Consider the following 19,743-nt stretch of genomic DNA (forward strand, 5'->3'; position numbering starts at 1 on the left):
ATTTTAAATAAATGGAGATTCTGAAACTTGGGGATTGACTTGAAACTTGAAACAGAAATAGTATCTTTGTGCCACAACAACACGACTATGCAATCAAATCATTCGCAACGCTACAATCAGCGTGGTGTATCTGCTTCCAAAGAGGAAGTTCACCAAGCCATTCAGAACATCGACAAAGGATTATTCCCCAAAGCATTTTGTAAAATTGTCCCCGATTATTTAACCGGTGATGAAGATTATTGCCTCATCATGCATGCTGACGGCGCAGGCACAAAATCCTCGCTGGCTTACATGTATTGGAAAACAACGGGCGATATTTCGGTTTGGAAAGGAATTGCCCAAGATGCCTTAATTATGAATATTGATGATTTGTTATGTGTAGGTGCCGTGGATAATATCATGTTGTCTTCGACGATTGGCCGTAATAAAAACTTGATTCCTGGCGAAGTAATTGCAGCTATTATTAATGGAACAGAAGAATTAATTGCGGATCTCCGTCAACACGGCGTTACCATTCATTCTACAGGTGGTGAAACCGCTGATGTAGGGGATTTGGTGCGAACAATCATTGTAGATTCAACCGTTACCGCTCGAATGAAACGTTCTGAGGTTATTGATAATGCCAATATTAAACCAGGGAATGTCATCATCGGATTGGCGAGTTATGGTCAAGCGACTTATGAAAAAGAATACAATGGCGGTATGGGGAGTAACGGACTAACTTCCGCGCGTCATGATGTGTTTGCCCATGACTTGGCTGCGCAATTTCCAGAAAGTTTTGATGCGGCGGTTCCCAATGAATTAGTCTACTCAGGAAATGTACAGTTGACCGACGCTGTCGAAGGTTCTCCTCTCGATGCTGGCAAATTGGTACTTTCACCTACACGCACGTATGCCCCTGTTATTAAAGAAATTTTAGCTACTTTAGGTTCAGAAAATATTAACGGAATGGTGCATTGCAGTGGTGGAGCACAAACCAAAGTGTTGCATTTTGTAGACAATGTTCATGTGATTAAAGACAATCTATTCCCAGTACCTCCGTTGTTCCAATTAATTCAAGAACAATCAGGAACGGATTGGAAAGAAATGTATCAAGTTTTCAACTGTGGCCACCGTATGGAATTGTACGTACAACCGGAACATGCTGAAACCATTATTGCAATTGCCAACCGATTTGGAATTGAAGCGCAACAAGTGGGTCGAGTAGAGGCAGCCCCAACTAAAAAGTTAACCATTCATTCGCCTTATGGCACTTTTAATTATTAAGTCATGAAAATAGATCCAAAAAACGGTATTGCCGATTTGATTTTCGGCATGAAAATGACCCATGTGGAGCATCTGTTGGGCGAACCCGATCGTCAGTTCCATGATGAAGACGACAATGTGATTTATTTATACAACAAACAAAAATTGCGATTGACGTTTTATGCCGATGAAGACCTTCGTTTTGGTTATGCGATTACCTCATATCCCAATGCCTCCTTGTTGGGTCAAGCGATAATTGGAAAACCCGTTGGGGAAGTTATTGAATCGTTGCCCTTTACTACTTGGGAAACCGAAGATTTTGATTCGGTTACCAATCATTTTAATGAATCCAATTGGTTGACAATTCAATCTGAATTTGGAGCCATCATTCGTGTCGAAATAGGAGCACTTATCGATGACGCCACGGATTCTTTTATCTGGCGCTTTAAAGGATAAATGATAAAACAAAAAAGGCTGTCTTCAATAGACAGCCTTTTGTATTATTTGGAATTAATTTTCAGTAATTCTACTTCGAAGATTAAATCTGCTTTTGGAGGAATCACACCGCCTGCACCGCGATCACCGTACGCCAATTGGTAGGGAATATAAAATTTATATTTTGATCCTTCGGGCATTAACTGTACGCCTTCTGTCCAACCTTTAATTACTTGGTTCAAACCAAAGTCAATCGGTTGACCGCGTTGTACGCTACTGTCAAATATTTTACCATCGGTCAACATTCCCGTGTAGTGAACTTTTACATTACTAGTCGCTAAAGGTTTTTCTCCTGTTCCTTCTTGGATTACGATATAGCGTAAACCGCTTGGTGTAACTTGACCTTTTTCCATAAATTCTTTCAATACAGTTTCATTGGCTGCTTTACGAGCGGCTTCCGCTTTTTGCTCTTCCATAGCAATCGCTCCGTAGTAGTCACTGAATACTTTTACTGCGTCAAATGCTTTAGCAGCAGCACCTTTTCGAATAATAGTTACTTTGGTCATTGGGTCATTTTGAGCAATGGCATTTACCACATCTTGACCAGTAACAATTTTTCCAAAAATGGTGTGCTTACCATTTAACCATGAAGTTTCTTTGTGGGTAATGAAAAATTGCGAACCGTTCGTTTTGGGTCCGGCATTGGCCATTGCTAAAATACCTGGCCCTGTAAATTTATCCTCAGTAATTTCATCTTTAAACGCATAACCGGGTCCGCCGGATCCATTACCAGCAGGGTCGCCACCTTGAATCATAAAGTCTTTGATGACACGGTGAAAGGTTAAACCATCAAAGAATTTTTTTCCTTTTAAATTTTCGGAAACATAAGGATGGGTTCCTTCGGCCAAGGCAATAAAGTTAGCAACAGTTACCGGTGTTTTTTGGTAATACAATTCCAAAAGCATTTTTCCTTTTGGGGTTTCAATTTCGGTATAAATTCCGTCGGCTAATTTAGGTCCCGCTTGCGGAGTAGCTGCAGTTGTTGCTTTTGCTTTTGGTTTTTGAGCCGCAGCTTTCTTCGGAGTTTGCGCTTGAAGCATCACCGAACAAAAGAGGAAAACTCCCAGCCATTTCATTGTCATTTTCATAGTATGTTGCGTATTAATGTTATGGTTTTCTAATTTCTAATTCAAATATTAAATCGGTATTGGGCGGAATGTCACTTCCCATTCCATTTTCTCCATAGCCCAATTTGGATGGGATAAAGATTATGGCTTTGTCCCCGTATTGCAGCAAATTCATCCCTTCAGCAAAGCCGGGAATCATGCCTTCTTTTTCGCCGTGTTTCAACGGTAAAGCGTTATAGCCACCCATTTGTTCTCGATCCGCTTTATAAATACCAAAGCGTTGTGCAATTGCTTTTTCGCTCGTATCAAATAATTTGCCATTTTCAAAAAATCCGGCATAATGTACGGCAATGGGATCGCCTAAATTGGGTTGGCCGCCTTTACCTTTTTCGGTAATATAATAGGCCAAACCGCTTTTGGTTAAGGTTGCTTTCGCTTTTAAACTCGCATAATAGGCTTGTTTTTCAGCTTGGTATTTCGATAAGTTAGCCGCATCAATTTTCGCTTGTTTGGCTTGGTGTTCCGATTCTGCTTTGAAATAATCGGAAAATACTTTTACCGCATCAAACTTTTTCGCCTCTTCTCCTTTGCGGATGATGGTTACCGAAATAACTTGGTCGTATTGTTTAATGGCGTGGGCAACTTCCATTCCGTCGCCAATCACATAACCAAAAATAGTATGGCGTTGATCCAAATTTGGAGTAGGTGCCAACGTGATAAAAAACTGACTGCTGTTGGTACCAGGACCCGAGTTTGCCATGGCTAGTTTTCCTTCTTGATCAAATCTCAAGTCTGAAAATTCATCTTTGAATTTGTACCCCATATCACCAGAACCGGTTCCAGTAGGATCTCCGCCTTGAATTACAAAATCATCGGCATCGCCATTCGATTTGGAAATTACACGGTGCCAACGGGTTCCGTCAAAAATAGTCTTGTCTTTTAAGTCTTCCCGAACAAAGGGATTAGTTCCTTCGGCCAGCGTGATGAAGTTGGCAACAGTAATGGGAGATTTTTTATACTCTAAGGCCACAAGAATCGAACCTTTGTCGGTTTCGAATTCGGCATAAAGACCATCTTTTAAATCGGCGTGATCGTCTTTACAACTCTGTAAAACCAAACTCGCTAAAATGGCGAAAAAAAACGTTATTTTCTTCATTATTAATTGTTTAATTTATTTTCTGGTCGGAAATCGGTTAATGTCACCCGACAAATAATGGGTTCATTGGTGCCAATTCTGCGATCATCACCATGGTAACCATAGGCTAAATGGGAAGGAAACAAGAAAGTCACCGTTTCATTTTTACGCATCAATTTCAAGCCGTGTTGTAATCCTGTGATGATGGTTTGCTTGTCAACCCGATAGGTTTGCCCTTTTAATTCGAGATCCGAATAAATTACCTTTCCGTTCAAATCTTTGATTTCATAATCAAAATAGGCAATGTCTCCTTTTTTGGGGCGTAATGTATCCGTAGTATTTTTATTTTCATAATAGTACCAGTAGCCTTTTTTGGAAGCAATATATTGAATGCCTTTATTTTTTTGAATAATGGAATCAATCTTCGTTTCTTCATTCTTGATTAACTTCTTGTTGCGTTCCACCGAAGCATTCATAAATTCACCAGAAGAATGGGAAACAGGTCGACGTGCTTGTTGTTGTTGGCAACTTATCGTTAAGATGCTCACCAACATGATGATAAACAGGGGAAAAAAGTTCTTTTTCATAACCAATAAAATTACGGTTGTATTTCTTTAACTATTTGTTCAAAACGCAAAATCGTGTTTTCAAGTGTGTCGGTCGACTTACCGCCAGCAGCATTGATATGTCCGCCACCGTTAAAATAAGTCCGAGCAAACTGATTTACGTCAAATTGACCTTGTGAACGAAACGATATTTTGATAATTCCTTCGTCTTTATGTTCGATAAAAATGGCTGTAAAATGGATGCCTTTGATGGTTAAACCATAATTGACAATTCCTTCTGTATCGCCTTTGACATAATGGAATTGGTTGAGTTCCTCCTGACTCAAAGTCGTATACGAAGTATGTAATTCGGGTAACACTTTCAAATTCTGAAGGGCGCGACCCATTAATTGCAAACGGTCGTAGGAATTATTGTCAAATAACAAGGTCGGGATTTCAGTATTGGGGACACCCAAATCAATGAATTCAGCCACGATACGATGGGTGGTTCCTGTAGTTTTTGGAAAACGGAATTGCCCTGAATCCGTCATAATACCTGTATACAAACAAGTCGCAATGGTTTTGTTAATTAGTGCTCCTTGCTGTAAATCTTGAATAAAATGATACACCATCTCACAGGTGGAGCCATAAGCCGTATCCGAAAACACAAACTGCGCATAGTTACCCGGTAATTCATGATGATCAATCATGACCATGGGTTGCTTTAAAGTTTGTAAGGCTTGTTCCATTTCACCTGTTCGGTGTAAAGCATTAAAATCAAGCGTGAATATAAGGTCTTGGGATTGTAAAAAAGCAGTGCATTTTTGGCGGTCTTTTTCATAGATCATTACTTCCTCGGCACCAGGTAACCAAGCCAAAAAATCAGGAAATTCATTGGGTGAAATAACTTGAGTGGTGTGGCCTAATTTTCGTAAAAAATGGGATAGACCTAATGTAGACCCCATAGCATCACCATCGGGATTGCGATGAGGGATAATGGCAATTTTTCTGGGTTGTTCCAAAAAAACAAGTAATTCCTGCAATTCTTTTTCATTCATAGGTTGCGAAGGTAGTAAATTTTACCAAACAATTTTTTGGAAAGAAACCTAGTTTGTGTTCATTAACGGGTGAACCACAATCCGAGAAATACAGCGGTTATTCCGACAAAAACACTGACCAACGTGTAGGTTAAAGCCAAGAGATACTGTTGTTGTTGCAACAATTGAATGTTTTCAAAACCGAAAGTTGAAAATGTAGTAAATCCGCCGCAGAAACCAGTGACTAAAAACCATTTGAGTTGGGTGTCTACGAGATTGTTTTTTGTCAAATACCCCATAAACAGTCCGATGAGTAAACAGCCTATCGCATTTGCAATAAACGTTGCCAAAGGGAAATTACCCGTATCCATTTTTTGAAAATAAATACCTGTAAGATAGCGAAGAATACTGCCAATTGCTCCACCAATGCCAACAAAAATAAGGGTCTTCACAAAGAATATTGTTAAGATTACTAATCAAATTTTAATGCTGCAATTTAGGAATAAAACCGGAAGTCTGTTTGTTAAAGTATTTGTTAAGTGTTTATTTTTTTTAGAAATAAAATTAGGTTTTTACAATAGTTAACATAATTATTTTGATATTTGAAAACAAACTAAACCTATACACACTACTTATGCAAAATTGGACTTTGAAAAATCGATGGAAGTGGTTTCGAAAGCGGCTTACCTGGAACTACAAATACGCCATTGGAAAATGGAATAAAATGGGAACCGAAGCCGATCGTTATCAAGCCATCGTAACTTACATTCAAAAGAGTTCAGTAACACCTCCGCGCATTCTAGACTTGGGTTGTGGTTATGGTGCCTTATTGGATTATTTGCCCAAGGATGCCTATGCAGCGTATTTAGGTGTCGATTTGTCGGATACGGCAATATTAAAAGCCCGAAAAAAGAAATACCCCAATGCTATTTTTAAAGTAGCCGATTTGCATCAATTTAAAACAGAAGAAAAATTCGATTTGTTGGTATTCAACGAAGTGCTTTATTATTTGGACAATCGGTTGGAGGTTGTAAAACAATTGTCTTTATTCACTACTCCCCATGCGAAAATGATTGTTTCCTTGTATGATGTTAAAGAGAGTATTGTTGATGAGTTAGCAAAAAATTATCCTTTTCTAGATAGTACGCTTGTATATGAAAATGAAGGAAAAACCAAATGGGGTATCAATTGGTTTGATCTTGAAGTGAAACCAACAAATTAAATGATCACTATTATTTTTTTTAGTAATTAAGTTTGTACAAAAAGAGCATAAAAAAGACTAATTTTGCAACCGTTCCGAATATCAATTGATCCCGCGGAACAAGCACAACACAACTTTTATGCAACACAACGTACTTATTTTAGATTTTGGATCGCAATACACTCAGTTGATTGCGAGAAGGGTTCGCGAACTCAATATCTTCTGCGAAATTTTCCCTTACAATCAGATTCCAGCGGATCTGTCGAGTTTTAAAGCTGTCATATTATCAGGTAGTCCTTACTCTGTTCGCGCAGAAGATGCTCCCCATCCCGATTTATCGCAAATTCGGGGCAAAATGCCCTTATTGGCGGTTTGTTATGGAGCCCAATATTTGGCGCATTTCAATGGGGGCGAAGTGGCGCCGAGTAATATCCGTGAATACGGTCGGGCCAACTTGACTTTCATCAAAGATGATGAGGATTTCTTTGAAGAAATTGCCCTGAATTCGCAAGTGTGGATGAGTCATAGTGATACTATCAAGCAATTGCCGTCCAACGGTGTGCGTTTGGCCAGTACCAAAGATGTCGAAAATGCCGCTTACCGAATTGAAGGTGAAACAACCTATGCCATCCAATTTCATCCGGAAGTCTATCACTCCACAGATGGCAAACAGTTGTTGGAGAATTTTTTAGTAAAAATCGCTGAAGTTCCCCAAAGTTTTACACCCAATGCTTTTGTAGAAGACTGCGTGGCCGAAATTCAAGAAAAAGTAAAATCGGATAAAGTCGTTTTGGGCTTGTCTGGAGGTGTTGATTCTACGGTGGCTGCCGTTTTATTACACAAAGCTATTGGAGCTAACTTGTATTGTATCTTCGTGAATAACGGGTTATTACGGAAAAATGAATTCGAAAACGTTTTGAACCAATACAAAGGAATGGGATTAAACGTGAAAGGCGTAGACGCTTCGGCACGTTTTTTGTCAGCCCTCGAAGGCATCAGTGATCCTGAAACCAAACGAAAAACAATTGGTCGGGTATTCATCGAAGTATTTGATGATGAGGCCAATCAATTGACCGATGTGAAATGGTTAGCTCAAGGAACCATCTATCCCGATGTTATTGAATCGGTATCGGTGAAAGGACCTTCGGCAACCATCAAATCGCATCATAACGTGGGTGGTTTACCCGATTATATGAAATTGCAAATTGTCGAACCGCTTCGCATGTTGTTTAAAGATGAAGTGCGTCGCGTTGGGGCTACTTTAGGAATTGATCCTGAATTACTAGGACGTCATCCTTTCCCAGGTCCCGGATTGTCGATTCGTATTTTAGGGGATATTACACCAGAAAAAGTACGCATCTTACAAGACGTCGACGCTATTTTTATTGACGGATTAAAATCGCACGGTTTATACAATAAAGTGTGGCAAGCCGGTGCTATTTTACTTCCGGTGAATAGTGTAGGGGTAATGGGTGATGAGCGAACCTATGAAAAAGTAGTAGCGCTGCGTGCAGTAGAATCTACCGATGGAATGACGGCCGATTGGGTGCATTTGCCTTATGATTTTTTAATGAAAATTTCGAATGAAATCATCAATAAAGTCAAAGGGGTAAACCGAGTGGTATATGATATCAGTTCGAAACCACCCGCCACTATTGAATGGGAATAATAGGAGAAATCCTTTAAAAATAGGAGTATGTTGAAAAGAGTTGTTTTCGGTTTTTTGGTTTTGGCCACCGTTACGGTAATGGCCCAAACGAAAAAGCATACGGTAGCAAAAGGCGAAACAGTAGTGTCAATCGCCCAAAAATATCAGGTAACACCTTATGATATTTATAAAGTGAATCCGGATGCAAAAAGTGGAATCCAGCCTAATATGGTTTTGGTGATTCCGCCGAATGCGGTGTTGCCTAAAACAACAACTAAACCAACTTCAACAATACCAGCAGTTGCTGTGGCCAAACCAACAGTGCCGAATACGCACACCGTTTTAGCAAAAGAAACCATTTACAGTATTTCCAAAAAATACGGATTAGAGAAAGGTGTACTGGAAGCTTTAAATCCCAGTTTGTCGGCCAACGGATTGCAAGTCGGACAAGTGTTAGCCTTAAAAAAAGGAGTGACGGTTCCAAAGTCTAATGCTACTCCAACTGCTCCAATGCCCGCCCCTTCAACCACTGAAATAACACATGTGGTTAGAGCGCAAGAAACCAAGTACGGTATTGCCAATTTATATGGGGTTTCCATTGAAGAATTGGAAGCTCAAAATCCGCAAACCAAAGATGGATTGTCGATTGGGGATGTGTTGAAAATCAAAAAAGCGGTAACGAAATCCAATGATAATTTGCCCAAAGTCAAACCCATTGAAACTTCGGATTATGAAGTAAAATCAGGTGAAACCTTGTACAGTTTGACCAAACATTTCAATTTATCCGAATCCGCATTGATTCGCATGAATCCCGAACTAAAAGACGGTTTGAAACAAGGGATGGTGATTAAAGTACCGGCACAAATTGCTTTTGTAAAAGAACGAACGGGTTCGGGAATCAAAGATTTTTCCCGTTCATTGTCCAATCAGAAACGAAAAGAATTGGTGCTATTCTTACCTTTTAATGCTTCCCGCATTCAGAATGATACAGTGACTGGTGTAGTAGAGCGTTTGAAGAAAGATAAATTTTTGAATATGACATTGGACTTTTATTCAGGGGCTTTAATGGCGATTGATTCCGCAAAGACACTTGGGATGAATTTCAATATTCGTATTTATGATTCCCAAGAATCGCGTAATTCAACGGCTGCATTAGACATTATAAAAAATGAAGATTTTTCGAATACAAATGCGGTAATCGGACCTTTTTATCAAATCAATGTAGAGCGCGTAGCCATGGCCTTGGAATCCAAAAATATTCCTGTTATCTCACCTTTATCGCGTGAAGAAGGGAAAGGCTATACCAATTTATACCAATCTACTCCATTACCGGATGTTACAAAAGCAGCCATGTTGGATTATTTGCAGTCCAAAAATGGCAACATTATCGCCGTGGTTTCTCCCAAAAAACAATCCATGCGCCAATATCTGAAAGATTTTTATGAGAAAGTAAAAATTGTAGGCGTAGCGGATAACGGTTCCGTGGTAGCAGACAGTATCAAAAAACATTTTGTCAAGGACCGCACAAATTATGTGATTTTAGCCACTGAAAAAACAGGTGCTGTAATGACGACAACCGCTTCTATGGTGGCAGCTCAAAAAGATTATCCTGTACAATTGGTGATTTTGGAAGCCAATGAAACTTTGGATTATGAAGAAATTCCGATCGCACGTTTGACTAAATTAAAATTGATGTATCCATCGGTTACTCGTGAAAATGATTCGGATAAAGCCCGTCAATTTGATGTTGCTTACCGCAAAAAAAACAAAGTATTTCCCAACCAATATGCCGTGCGTGGGTTTGACCTGACTTTTGATACTTTAGTTCGTTTGGCACAAGACAAAGATTTTGAAGATACTTTGGACGACGCTTCCGAGCAAATTGAAAATAGATTTGATTACGCCAAAAAAGTATCAGGTGGTTATACCAACAACGGAATTTACATCCTTTACTACGATGAGGATTTAACCATAAAACAAGCAAATTAACATGGCAACTTCAAAAGTGACGTATTTAGGTGATTTACGAACTTCTTCTGAACATTTACAATCGGGAAGTGTAATCATTTCCGATGCTCCCACCGACAACAATGGAAAAGGGGAAGCTTTTTCTCCCACAGATACGGTAGCCAACGGATTAGCAAGTTGTATGTTTACCGTCATGGGCATCAAAGCCCGTGATTTGGGTGTGGATTTTACGGGTTCAACCGCTGAGGTTACTAAGATAATGGGGACCGAACCCCGTCGTATTACTGAAATTCATGTGACGTTTACGATGGAATTGGAAGCGGATGAAAAAACCAAAACAATTCTAGAACGCACTGCAATGACATGTCCGGTTCATTATAGTTTGCATCCCGATATTAAAAAAGAAATTGTTTTTCATTGGAAATAAAGAACGAACAACACGCTTTTTTAATTGAATTGGCCCATACCAAAATGCCCTATGGGAAATACGAAGGCCGCTATTTGATTGACTTGCCCGAATATTATATGGTGTGGTTACACAACAATCGCTTGCCCAAAGGAAAGTTGGGCGAACAATTGAAGTTGGTCCACGAATTAAAACTCAACGGTTTGGAACCACTCATTCGGAATATTCAAAAAACACATCCCAAAAAAGGTTAATAAATACTGATAATTCGGGTCCAACCGATTTTTATAATGGCAGATTAGTTTGTAATTTTGCCCCGATTTATACAACAACACAACTAACACATAATGAATACTACAAAGTACATCTTTGTCACTGGCGGTGTAACTTCATCGTTGGGAAAAGGAATTATTGCGGCTTCTTTGGCCAAACTACTGCAAGCCAGAGGCTACCGCACCACCATCCAAAAATTTGACCCCTACATTAATGTCGATCCCGGAACTTTAAATCCGTATGAACATGGCGAATGTTTTGTTACCGATGACGGTGCCGAAACGGATTTGGATTTGGGTCATTACGAACGTTTTCTTAATGTACCTACTTCGCAAGCGAATAATGTCACTACTGGTCGGGTGTACCTTTCTGTAATTGAAAAAGAACGCCGTGGCGAATTTTTAGGGAAAACAGTACAAGTCGTTCCGCACATCACCAACGAAATCAAAGAACGCATGCAATTACTCGGACAATCGGGTGATTTTGATATTGTGATTACTGAAATTGGTGGAACCGTTGGGGACATTGAGTCATTACCTTATATCGAATCGGTACGTCAATTGGTATGGGAGTTGGGCGAACATAATAGTATCGTGATTCACCTTACACTGGTGCCGTATTTGGCAGCGGCGGGCGAATTAAAAACCAAACCCACACAACACTCGGTAAAAACTTTGATGGAAAGCGGAATAAAAGCGGATATTTTGGTTTGTCGTACCGAGCATGAGTTGTCAGCCGACTTGCGTCAAAAATTGGCCTTGTTCTGTAACGTAACCAAGGAAGCGGTTATTCAGTCGATTGATGCCAAAACGATTTATGAGGTGCCCAACTTAATGTTGGAAGAAGGTTTGGATGTAGTTGCATTGAAAAAATTAGACTTGCCCGAAAAATCAGCACCGGATTTAAAGCAGTGGAATGAGTTTTTAAGTCGGCACAAGAATCCGAAACAAACCATCAACATTGGTTTGGTCGGAAAATATGTAGAATTACAAGATTCCTATAAATCCATTTTAGAAGCCTTTATACATGCAGGTGCTGCCAATGAAACTAAAGTAAATGTGGTAAGTATCCACTCCGAATATATCGATGCTTCAAATGTAGCAGAAAAGTTAAAAGGAATAGATGGTATTCTGGTAGCTCCCGGTTTTGGAGAACGCGGTATCGAAGGAAAAATTGAAACCGTGCGGTATGCCCGAGAAAACAACTTGCCGTTCTTCGGAATTTGTTTGGGAATGCAAATGGCTGTTATCGAATATGCACGCAATGTGTTGCATTTGGAAAACGCCAACTCAACCGAAATGAATGCCGAAACTCCCCATCCTGTAATTGATTTGATGGAAAGTCAGAAGACGGTCACCGAAAAAGGAGGCACCATGCGTTTAGGCGCTTGGAAATGCGACTTGAAACCCGGAACTTTGGCACACAAAATCTACGGTAAAGACCAAATTGCGGAACGTCACCGTCACCGTTATGAATACAACAATACCTACGCAGAAGCATTACAAAATGCGGGTTTGGTGAGTTCAGGAATCAATCCCGATACCGGTTTGGTCGAAATTGTCGAGTTGGAAAACCATCCGTTTTTTATCGGAGTACAATATCATCCGGAATATAAAAGTACAGTTGCAAATCCACAGCCAATTTTTGTTAGCTTTGTAGCCGCAATTGTAAAAAATAAAAAGTAAGCTGCGGTTAGTTGCTGCAGCTCAATTTTCAAATCAATGGAAGAAAAGAAATTTGACAAGAATTCGATTATCGGATTTGCACTGATTTTCATCTTAGTGATGTGGATGATGTTCAATTCCAAACAAAACGAAGAAAAAGAAGCGGCAGCCAAAGCCAAACAAGAACAGATTGACAAAAAGCAAAAAGCCAAGCAAGCCAAAACGGCGCAAACTGTTCAAGCTGTAGATACCACAGCCAGCGATTCAACCAAAATCAAACAATTATCCAGTACGTTAGGAAAATTTGCCTACTCTGCTACGTTGCCTGCTGCCAAAGGAGGAACAACCGTAATTGAGAATGAAGTGGTAAAATTGGAAATTGCCAACAAAGGAGGTTATGTTTCCAATGTAGTGTTAAAAAACTATACCAAATTCAAACGCGATTCAGGGAAATTGGTGGAATTGGTGAAAAACAACAACTCCAACTTTAACTTGGAATTACAAACGTCGGATAACCGAGTTTTAAATACAAAAGACTTATACTTCGAACCCCAAATTTCCAAAGTGGGTGATGCACAAGTGTTGTCGATGAAGTTAAAAGCGGGACCCAACGAGTTTTTGGAATACAAATACGTTTTGAAAAACGACTATATGTTGGATTTCGATATCCGTTCTCAAGGATTGAGTCGTGTATTGAATACTTCAAAACCCGTAAATTTAGATTGGGATATCAAAACCTACCGCAACGAAATCAGTATTCCTTACGAAAACCGCTATACTGAAACGATTTTTGAATACGAAGACGGTAAAGACGATTACGTAGGGCAAGGAAACGGTAAAGAAGAAAACCCGGAAGCTGTAACTTATGTAGCGTATCGCCAACATTTCTTTGCTTCTATTTTAATGACCAAAACGCCCTTTAAGTCGGCAAAACTGACTTCTGATAATTTGGTGCATGACGATAAAAAGGATACCGTTTTTACTAAGAAATTAACGACGAAAGCACCTTTAGCCTTAACCAACGGCGAATTGGATTATAAAATGAATTGGTACTTCGGTCCGGCTGATTATAAATTGTTAAACAGTTATGATCGTAATTTGGACGAAGTCGTACCCATGGGCTGGGGAATTTTCGGATGGATCAATAAATTTATCTTCGTTCCTTTATTTGGTTTATTAGGCGGATGGATGTCGTTAGGTTTAGCGATTATCGTATTTACTTTCTTGATCAAATTGGCGATGTCGCCGATTACATTCAAGTCGTTCTTATCGCAAGCCAAAATGAAAGTCTTGCGTCCTGAAATCGCAGAATTGAATGAAAAATTCAAGGATCCTGTGAAACGCCAACAAGAAATGATGAAGTTATACAATAAAGCAGGTGTGAATCCGATGGCAGGTTGTATTCCGGCTCTGATTCAGTTGCCATTTGTCTATGCTTCGTTCCAATTCTTCCCTGCTGCCATTGAGTTGCGTCAGAAAAGTTTCTTGTGGGCCGATGACTTATCGTCTTTTGACCAAGTATTGAAATTGCCGTTTAATATCCCAATGTATGGTGATCACGTAAGTTTGTTCCCTATTTTGGCAGCGATTGCCATTTTCTTCTACATGAAAATGACATCGGGTGATAATGCAGCAATGGCGCAACCCCAACAAGAAGGAATGCCCGATATGGCTAAAATGATGAAAATCATGATTTACGTTTCGCCAATTATGATGTTAATTTTCTTCAACAGCTACGGTTCCGGTTTGAGTTTATACAACTTTATGTCGAATGTGGTGACGATAGGTGTAATGTTGGTCATTAAAAAATATTTCATTGACAGTGACAAAATCCACGCACAAATCCAAGAAAATAAACAAAAGCCAACCAAAGAAAGCAAGTTCCAAAAACGCATGCGCGAAATGATGGAACAAGCGGAAGAGCAAAAACGTTTGAATAAGAAATAATAAGGTTATTAGTGATTAGTAATTAGTGACTAGTAAATCTTAACCAAAAAAAAGGGCTGTCCGAATTACTTCGGTACAGCCCTTCTTCCATTTATAGGAAGCGCAAGAATGTACTATAATTGAGGTTGTAACACACGTTGTACGCCGTGAATTACTCCGTTCGAACATTGAATATCTGCTTGGAATACGCGAGCTAAATTGCTTGCCGAATCTTGTATGTCAACAGTTCCAGAACCTAACACAACAGTAGTGTTTTGAACAGGTGAAGTAATCATTGGCACAGATTGATTATTGGTTAATTGATTGGAGCGAACGTTTCCAGCTGCCGTAACATGGTATTGCAGTACTTTAGTTACTTGTGCGGCAGTAGCACCCACAGCAAAACCCGATCCTGTAGTTGCTGCTGTGAAAGCGGCATTATTAGGAGCAAAAAGAGTCGCAGGAGCCGCTGCAGTGATTCCGTTTAACGCACTCAACACAGCCGATTGGTCACCAAAAGCCCCTGAAGTACTCGTTACAACCGCTTGCAAGGTATCAAAATCAGGGTTAGCCACCACGTGATTCACCAAGGTTGGAATCGCAATTACATCATTCACTACGTGTATCACTCCATTGGTAGCATCGATGTCTGCAGTTGCCACAGTAGTTCCTTTGTTAGCAGGTCCGCCATTGATAGTCACAACATTTCCTGATTTCTGAACAAACATACTAATCGTTGGTGCATTTGCCGTTGTATTGATTGGCGAAAGCGTTGAAGCATATGTCGCTGCTGGTAACGCCGAACTTGGAATCTCAGTTCCAATCACGTGATTTAATAAAATGTTTTTCAGCACAGGCACAGGAACGGCATCCAAATTCGCGAACCCATTTGCCGTTAAAAACGCATTAAATGCGTCATTGGTGGGTGCAAAAACAGTAAAAGTACCAGAACCGCTTAAAGTAGCCGTCAAGCCAGTTTTGTTTAAAGCGCTTACTAATGTGGAAAGATTGGAAGTACGTGAAGCAATTCCGGCAATACTGTTGTCTGTAGTCGTGTTGTTATCATCACTACTACAAGCCGCTAATCCTACGCAGAGAAAAGCAGCTAATGCAATCTGTTTTAATGTGTTTGTTTTCATATAACAATTTTTTTAAGTTACGTTTCGAAGTTACAAGATGGTTTGTTTAACAAAAAATGTAAAACCATAAACAAAATTTATTTAGATAATATTTAACGCTTTTGTTTAGTGGGAATTTACGATTTTTTCGGCTTTAAAGTTGGTATGACTTTTCCTTCATTAAACAAAAATTAAATAAAAAATGTAAGAAAAGTATTAAATATAATCATCTTAATACGTTTTACATTCGCACAATAATTATGTACATTCGCTGTTATTAAAAATAAAAAACATGAAGTACCTTTTTCTTTTCTTACTCGTTTGTTCCCAAGTAGTTGCCCAAGAAATCAATACTGTAGACGGTCAAGGTAAAAAGCACGGTCTTTGGAAAGGAACGTATGCTGACACGGGTCGCCCGCGCTACGAAGGTACGTTTGATCACGGAAAAGAAACGGGTGTTTTTAAATTTTATGATAATACCAAAGACGGAAAAGTGATCGCTACCCGCGAATTCAATCCCAAAGACAACTCCTGTTATACCATTGTGTACAATCAAAACGGCAATAAAGTCAGTGAAGGAAAACTCGTCAACCGCATCGAAGAAGGGGAATGGAAGTTTTACCACGAAGATTCGCCCCAAATCATGACCCAAGAATTTTATTCCAAAGGCAAACTCAATGGTATTCGCAAAGTCTATTACAAAAGCGGTAAACTCGCCGAAGAATGTGGGTATAAAAACGGAAAACGCGACGGGAATTACCGCAAGTTAACCGAAGAAGGATTGGTCTTGGAAGAAAGTGTATATAAAAATGGGGAATACGACGGACCCGCGATTTTCCGTACCGCCGATAACAAAATTGCCTCCAAAGGAAATTTCGTCAAAGGGAAAAAAGAAGGCATTTGGGAAGTGTTGGAAAAAGGGAAATTGGTCAAAAAGGATATGAGCAAACTCAAAGTGCGAAAATTTAAAAAAATACCTATCACCCACGAGGAAGACAGGGATTAAAAATCTCAAAATTCCAAACTACTTTCTTACAATTACTTCTATTTTACAGGATCGCACAACTCATAACTCATAATTCATAATTCAAAACTGTTAACCCTTTCTTATTGTATTCGCCACTCTCATTTTTTCCTGTACCTTTGCACCAAAATTAAACTATGAAACGTGTCGTTGTCGGATTATCCGGTGGTGTAGATTCCAGTGTCGCAGCCTACTTACTCAAAGAACAAGGGTATGAAGTCATTGGTTTGTTTATGAAAAACTGGCACGATGACTCAGTGACTATTTCCAATGAATGTCCTTGGCTAGAAGATAGCAATGACGCTTTATTGGTTGCCGAAAAACTGGGAATCCCTTTTCAAACCGTCGATTTAAGCGAACAATACAAAGAACGTATCGTGAACTACATGTTTAACGAATACGAAAACGGTCGCACACCCAATCCTGATGTTTTGTGCAACCGCGAAATCAAGTTTGATGTTTTCATGAAAATTGCGCTTTCTCTTGGAGCCGATTATGTCGCTACTGGCCATTATTGCCGCAAAGCGACTCTTGAAAAAGACGGTACAGCCGTTCACCAACTTTTAGCAGGTGTCGATGGCAACAAAGATCAGTCGTATTTTTTGTGCCAACTTTCCCAAGAACAATTGGCCAAAGCTCTTTTCCCTATCGGGGAATTAACCAAACCGGAAGTGCGTGAAATCGCTGCTAAAATGGATTTGGTTACCGCTGAGAAAAAAGACTCACAAGGCTTATGTTTCATCGGAAAAGTGCGATTGCCCGAATTCCTGCAACAACAACTCCAACCCAAAGAAGGTGTGATTGTAGAAGTACCCGCTTCCCATGAAGTGTACCAACAATCGGTGCCCAAATTTGATTCCAAAGAAGCCGAATTACAGTACCTTTCCAAACCAATTGCCTATGTTGTAACCATGGGTAAAAAAGTAGGGATGCACCAAGGCGCCCACTATTTTACTATCGGTCAACGCAAAGGATTGAATGTGGGTGGTACGGTCGAACCTTTATTCATCATCGCTACCGATGTGAAAGACAATGTGATTTACACTGGACAAGGCCATCAGCATCCTGGGTTATTCCGTAAAGCATTGCACATTCAACCGCATGAAGTGCATTGGATTCGGGAAGATTTGCGTTTGAAAAATGGGGAGTCTATGGATGTGGAAGTTCGTATTCGCTACCGCCAACCTTTACAAAAAGCCACCCTTTTCCAATTTGAATCGGGCTTGTATATCGAGTTTAGCGAACCCCAATCCGCGATTACCGAAGGTCAATTTGCCGCATGGCATCATGGGGAAGAATTACTGGGTTCAGGGGTAATTTCTTCGTAAATTAACACAAGAACAGGGGTTTTATTTGTATTTTTGGGAGCCAATGTCCCATTGCTATGCGAAAAATTATCTTCATTTTCCTGTTTATTGTTCAATGGAGTAGTGCTCAAGAAGATGCACGCATTTATTTTACGGACAAACCCAATGCACAAGCCTATTTGGATAATCCGTTGTCTATGCTAACCCAAAGAGCATTGGACCGAAGAGTCGCACAAAACATTTCCCTTTCATTAAACGATGTTCCGGTTGAAACAGCCTATATCGATGCGGTAAGTAACGCCAACGGCATTGAATACAAAGCCCAATCCAAATGGATGAATTGTGTACATGTGCGGGGTTCGGTGCAAGACATACAAGCTTTAACAGCATTGGCATTTGTGGACCATATTGAATTTGCCAATCCAACATTGAATTCCAAGGCTAGCCAACCTTCACAGCCATTGTCCACTTCAAAAACCAATGAAGTGCAAGTCAGTTACAACTATGGAAACGCCACCACGCAAGTGCAAATGTTGAATACCCATTTGTTGCACCAAGCGGATTTTACCGGTTCAGGAAAAATCATTGCCGTTTTGGATTCTGGATTTTTAGGAGTTGACACTGCGGCTCCTTTTCAACGACTGTTCACGCAAAATTTGATTTTAGGAGGTTATAATTATGTTTCCCAAAACACCAATGTCTATGATTTGCACCAACACGGTACGATGGTTTTATCGTCCATGGGTGGATTTGTCGACGGGCAATTGGTAGGAACAGCCCCTAACGCTCAATACTATTTGTATGTGACCGAAGATGTTTCGCAAGAAAATCCGGTTGAGGAAAGTTATTGGGTACAAGCCGCTGAAGAAGCTGATCGTCTAGGTGCCGATATCATCACGAGTTCATTGGGCTATTTTCAATACGAAAATACTAACTACAGTTATACCTATTCCCAAATGACAGGCGATAGTGCTTTTGCCTCTAAAGGCGTAAATGTAGCATTCAGTAAAGGAATGGTGGTTGTAATCAGTGCTGGAAATTCAGGTAATACAACCGAACCCCATGTGGGTGTTCCCGCAGAAGCCACGCATGCTCTCGCCGTTGGCGCCGTGGATGCCGCAGAAGTGAAAGCCGGTTTTAGTTCGATCGGCCCGAGTTTCGACGGACGCATCAAACCCGATGTCATGGCCTTGGGGGTAAGTGCCGCCGTTTCCAATCCGCAAGGAAATTTGGTGTATGTTAACGGAACTTCGCTATCATGTCCCATTTTATCAGGTTCGATTGCCTGTCTATGGGCTGCTGTGCCCCAGTTAACCAATCAGCAGGTAGTGGATATGGTCAAACAATCTGCCGATCGGTATACAGCGCCCAACAATCAGTACGGCTATGGAATCCCCGATTTGAATGTAGCGCTAACAAATGCACTAGGAAATACTGCTTTTACCCCTACTAATTTCCAAGTATATCCCAATCCCGTTGCCCATGAATTTTCGATTGTCGGCATTCAAAATCCGGGAACAATTCAATTGATCAACACACTGGGACAAGTGGTGCTAACTCAAAAAATCAATACATCAACAACAGCAATAGAGGTAGGCGAATTGCCTAGCGGAATCTATTGTTATCAAATAATTCAAAACCAACAAGTGATAACCGGTAAAATCATTAAAAAATAACCGGAAAA

Annotated in this window: 18 protein-coding genes; 12 read left to right on the plus strand and 6 right to left on the minus strand. The window is 40.1% G+C overall.

Annotated elements, in window-relative coordinates; all coding sequences use genetic code 11:
- Nucleotides 1–87 precede the first annotated feature (87 nt).
- Together EQG61_RS04560 and EQG61_RS04565 are read left to right on the plus strand one after the other, a co-directional pair.
- The gene (locus tag EQG61_RS04560; RefSeq protein WP_129460729.1) at nt 88–1,266 is read left to right on the plus strand and encodes an AIR synthase related protein; all 1,179 of its coding nucleotides are present in this window, start codon (nt 88–90) and stop codon (nt 1,264–1,266) included.
- Between the two features lie 3 nt (nt 1,267–1,269).
- Entirely contained in the window at nt 1,270–1,701 is a 432-nt protein-coding gene (locus EQG61_RS04565) for a hypothetical protein (RefSeq protein ID WP_129460730.1), read from the plus strand.
- A 44-nt stretch (nt 1,702–1,745) separates the two neighbouring features.
- On the opposite strand, the gene EQG61_RS04570 is transcribed toward EQG61_RS04565, so the two are convergent.
- The 5 genes from EQG61_RS04570 to crcB all read right to left on the minus strand — a co-directional run bounded on the left by EQG61_RS04570 (nt 1,746) and on the right by crcB (nt 5,976).
- Nucleotides 1,746–2,816 carry a peptidylprolyl isomerase gene (locus EQG61_RS04570; protein ID WP_164974888.1) on the minus strand — a complete coding sequence of 357 codons (1,071 nt, stop codon included), beginning with the start codon at nt 2,814–2,816 and terminating at the stop codon, nt 1,746–1,748.
- A gap of 31 nt (nt 2,817–2,847) precedes the next feature.
- Nucleotides 2,848–3,963: a peptidylprolyl isomerase gene (locus EQG61_RS04575; RefSeq protein ID WP_129460732.1), complete on the minus strand. Its 1,116-nt coding sequence runs from the start codon at nt 3,961–3,963 to the stop codon at nt 2,848–2,850.
- 2 nt (nt 3,964–3,965) lie between these two features.
- Nucleotides 3,966–4,529, minus strand: a complete 564-nt coding sequence (gene gldI / locus EQG61_RS04580) for a gliding motility-associated peptidyl-prolyl isomerase GldI (protein ID WP_129460733.1) — start codon at nt 4,527–4,529, stop codon at nt 3,966–3,968.
- 11 nt (nt 4,530–4,540) lie between these two features.
- Nucleotides 4,541–5,545 (minus strand): DHH family phosphoesterase, encoded by a 1,005-nt coding sequence (locus EQG61_RS04585; protein ID WP_129460734.1) that lies wholly within the window; start codon nt 5,543–5,545, stop codon nt 4,541–4,543.
- A 62-nt stretch (nt 5,546–5,607) separates the two neighbouring features.
- Nucleotides 5,608–5,976: a fluoride efflux transporter CrcB gene (gene crcB, locus EQG61_RS04590; RefSeq protein ID WP_129460735.1), complete on the minus strand. Its 369-nt coding sequence runs from the start codon at nt 5,974–5,976 to the stop codon at nt 5,608–5,610.
- A gap of 182 nt (nt 5,977–6,158) precedes the next feature.
- Between crcB and EQG61_RS04595 the strand changes: the two genes are divergently transcribed.
- From EQG61_RS04595 to yidC, 7 genes are all read left to right on the plus strand, one after another.
- Nucleotides 6,159–6,746, plus strand: a complete 588-nt coding sequence (locus tag EQG61_RS04595; protein ID WP_129460736.1) for a class I SAM-dependent methyltransferase — start codon at nt 6,159–6,161, stop codon at nt 6,744–6,746.
- A gap of 118 nt (nt 6,747–6,864) precedes the next feature.
- The gene (gene guaA, locus EQG61_RS04600; protein WP_129460737.1) at nt 6,865–8,394 is read left to right on the plus strand and encodes a glutamine-hydrolyzing GMP synthase; all 1,530 of its coding nucleotides are present in this window, start codon (nt 6,865–6,867) and stop codon (nt 8,392–8,394) included.
- 27 nt (nt 8,395–8,421) lie between these two features.
- Nucleotides 8,422–10,362 carry a PBP1 and LysM peptidoglycan-binding domain-containing protein gene (locus EQG61_RS04605; protein WP_129460738.1) on the plus strand — a complete coding sequence of 647 codons (1,941 nt, stop codon included), beginning with the start codon at nt 8,422–8,424 and terminating at the stop codon, nt 10,360–10,362.
- Nucleotide 10,363: 1 nt separating this feature from the next.
- Nucleotides 10,364–10,768, plus strand: coding sequence for an OsmC family protein (locus EQG61_RS04610; protein WP_129460739.1), 405 nt, complete (start codon nt 10,364–10,366; stop codon nt 10,766–10,768).
- Nucleotides 10,759–11,001 carry a DUF3820 family protein gene (locus EQG61_RS04615; protein ID WP_394345559.1) on the plus strand — a complete coding sequence of 81 codons (243 nt, stop codon included), beginning with the start codon at nt 10,759–10,761 and terminating at the stop codon, nt 10,999–11,001. The genes EQG61_RS04610 and EQG61_RS04615 overlap by 10 nt, the downstream gene beginning before the upstream one ends.
- Before the next feature lie 93 nt (nt 11,002–11,094).
- A complete protein-coding gene (locus EQG61_RS04620) occupies nt 11,095–12,705 on the plus strand; it encodes a CTP synthase (protein WP_129460740.1) in 1,611 nt (536 codons plus the stop codon).
- A 36-nt stretch (nt 12,706–12,741) separates the two neighbouring features.
- Nucleotides 12,742–14,631: a membrane protein insertase YidC gene (yidC, locus tag EQG61_RS04625; protein WP_129460741.1), complete on the plus strand. Its 1,890-nt coding sequence runs from the start codon at nt 12,742–12,744 to the stop codon at nt 14,629–14,631.
- A gap of 113 nt (nt 14,632–14,744) precedes the next feature.
- On the opposite strand, the gene EQG61_RS04630 is transcribed toward yidC, so the two are convergent.
- Nucleotides 14,745–15,749: a fasciclin domain-containing protein gene (locus tag EQG61_RS04630; protein WP_129460742.1), complete on the minus strand. Its 1,005-nt coding sequence runs from the start codon at nt 15,747–15,749 to the stop codon at nt 14,745–14,747.
- 271 nt (nt 15,750–16,020) lie between these two features.
- Between EQG61_RS04630 and EQG61_RS04635 the strand changes: the two genes are divergently transcribed.
- From EQG61_RS04635 to EQG61_RS04645, 3 genes are all read left to right on the plus strand, one after another.
- Complete coding sequence (locus EQG61_RS04635) at nt 16,021–16,734, plus strand: toxin-antitoxin system YwqK family antitoxin (RefSeq protein ID WP_129460743.1); 714 nt, start codon at nt 16,021–16,023, stop codon at nt 16,732–16,734.
- A gap of 155 nt (nt 16,735–16,889) precedes the next feature.
- A complete protein-coding gene (gene mnmA / locus EQG61_RS04640) occupies nt 16,890–18,080 on the plus strand; it encodes a tRNA 2-thiouridine(34) synthase MnmA (protein ID WP_129460744.1) in 1,191 nt (396 codons plus the stop codon).
- A gap of 56 nt (nt 18,081–18,136) precedes the next feature.
- Nucleotides 18,137–19,735 carry a S8 family serine peptidase gene (locus EQG61_RS04645; protein WP_129460745.1) on the plus strand — a complete coding sequence of 533 codons (1,599 nt, stop codon included), beginning with the start codon at nt 18,137–18,139 and terminating at the stop codon, nt 19,733–19,735.
- Nucleotides 19,736–19,743 lie beyond the last annotated feature (8 nt).

Source organism: Flavobacterium stagni (assembly GCF_004122105.1).
In the GTDB taxonomy this organism is placed as follows: Bacteria; Bacteroidota; Bacteroidia; order Flavobacteriales; family Flavobacteriaceae; genus Flavobacterium; species Flavobacterium stagni.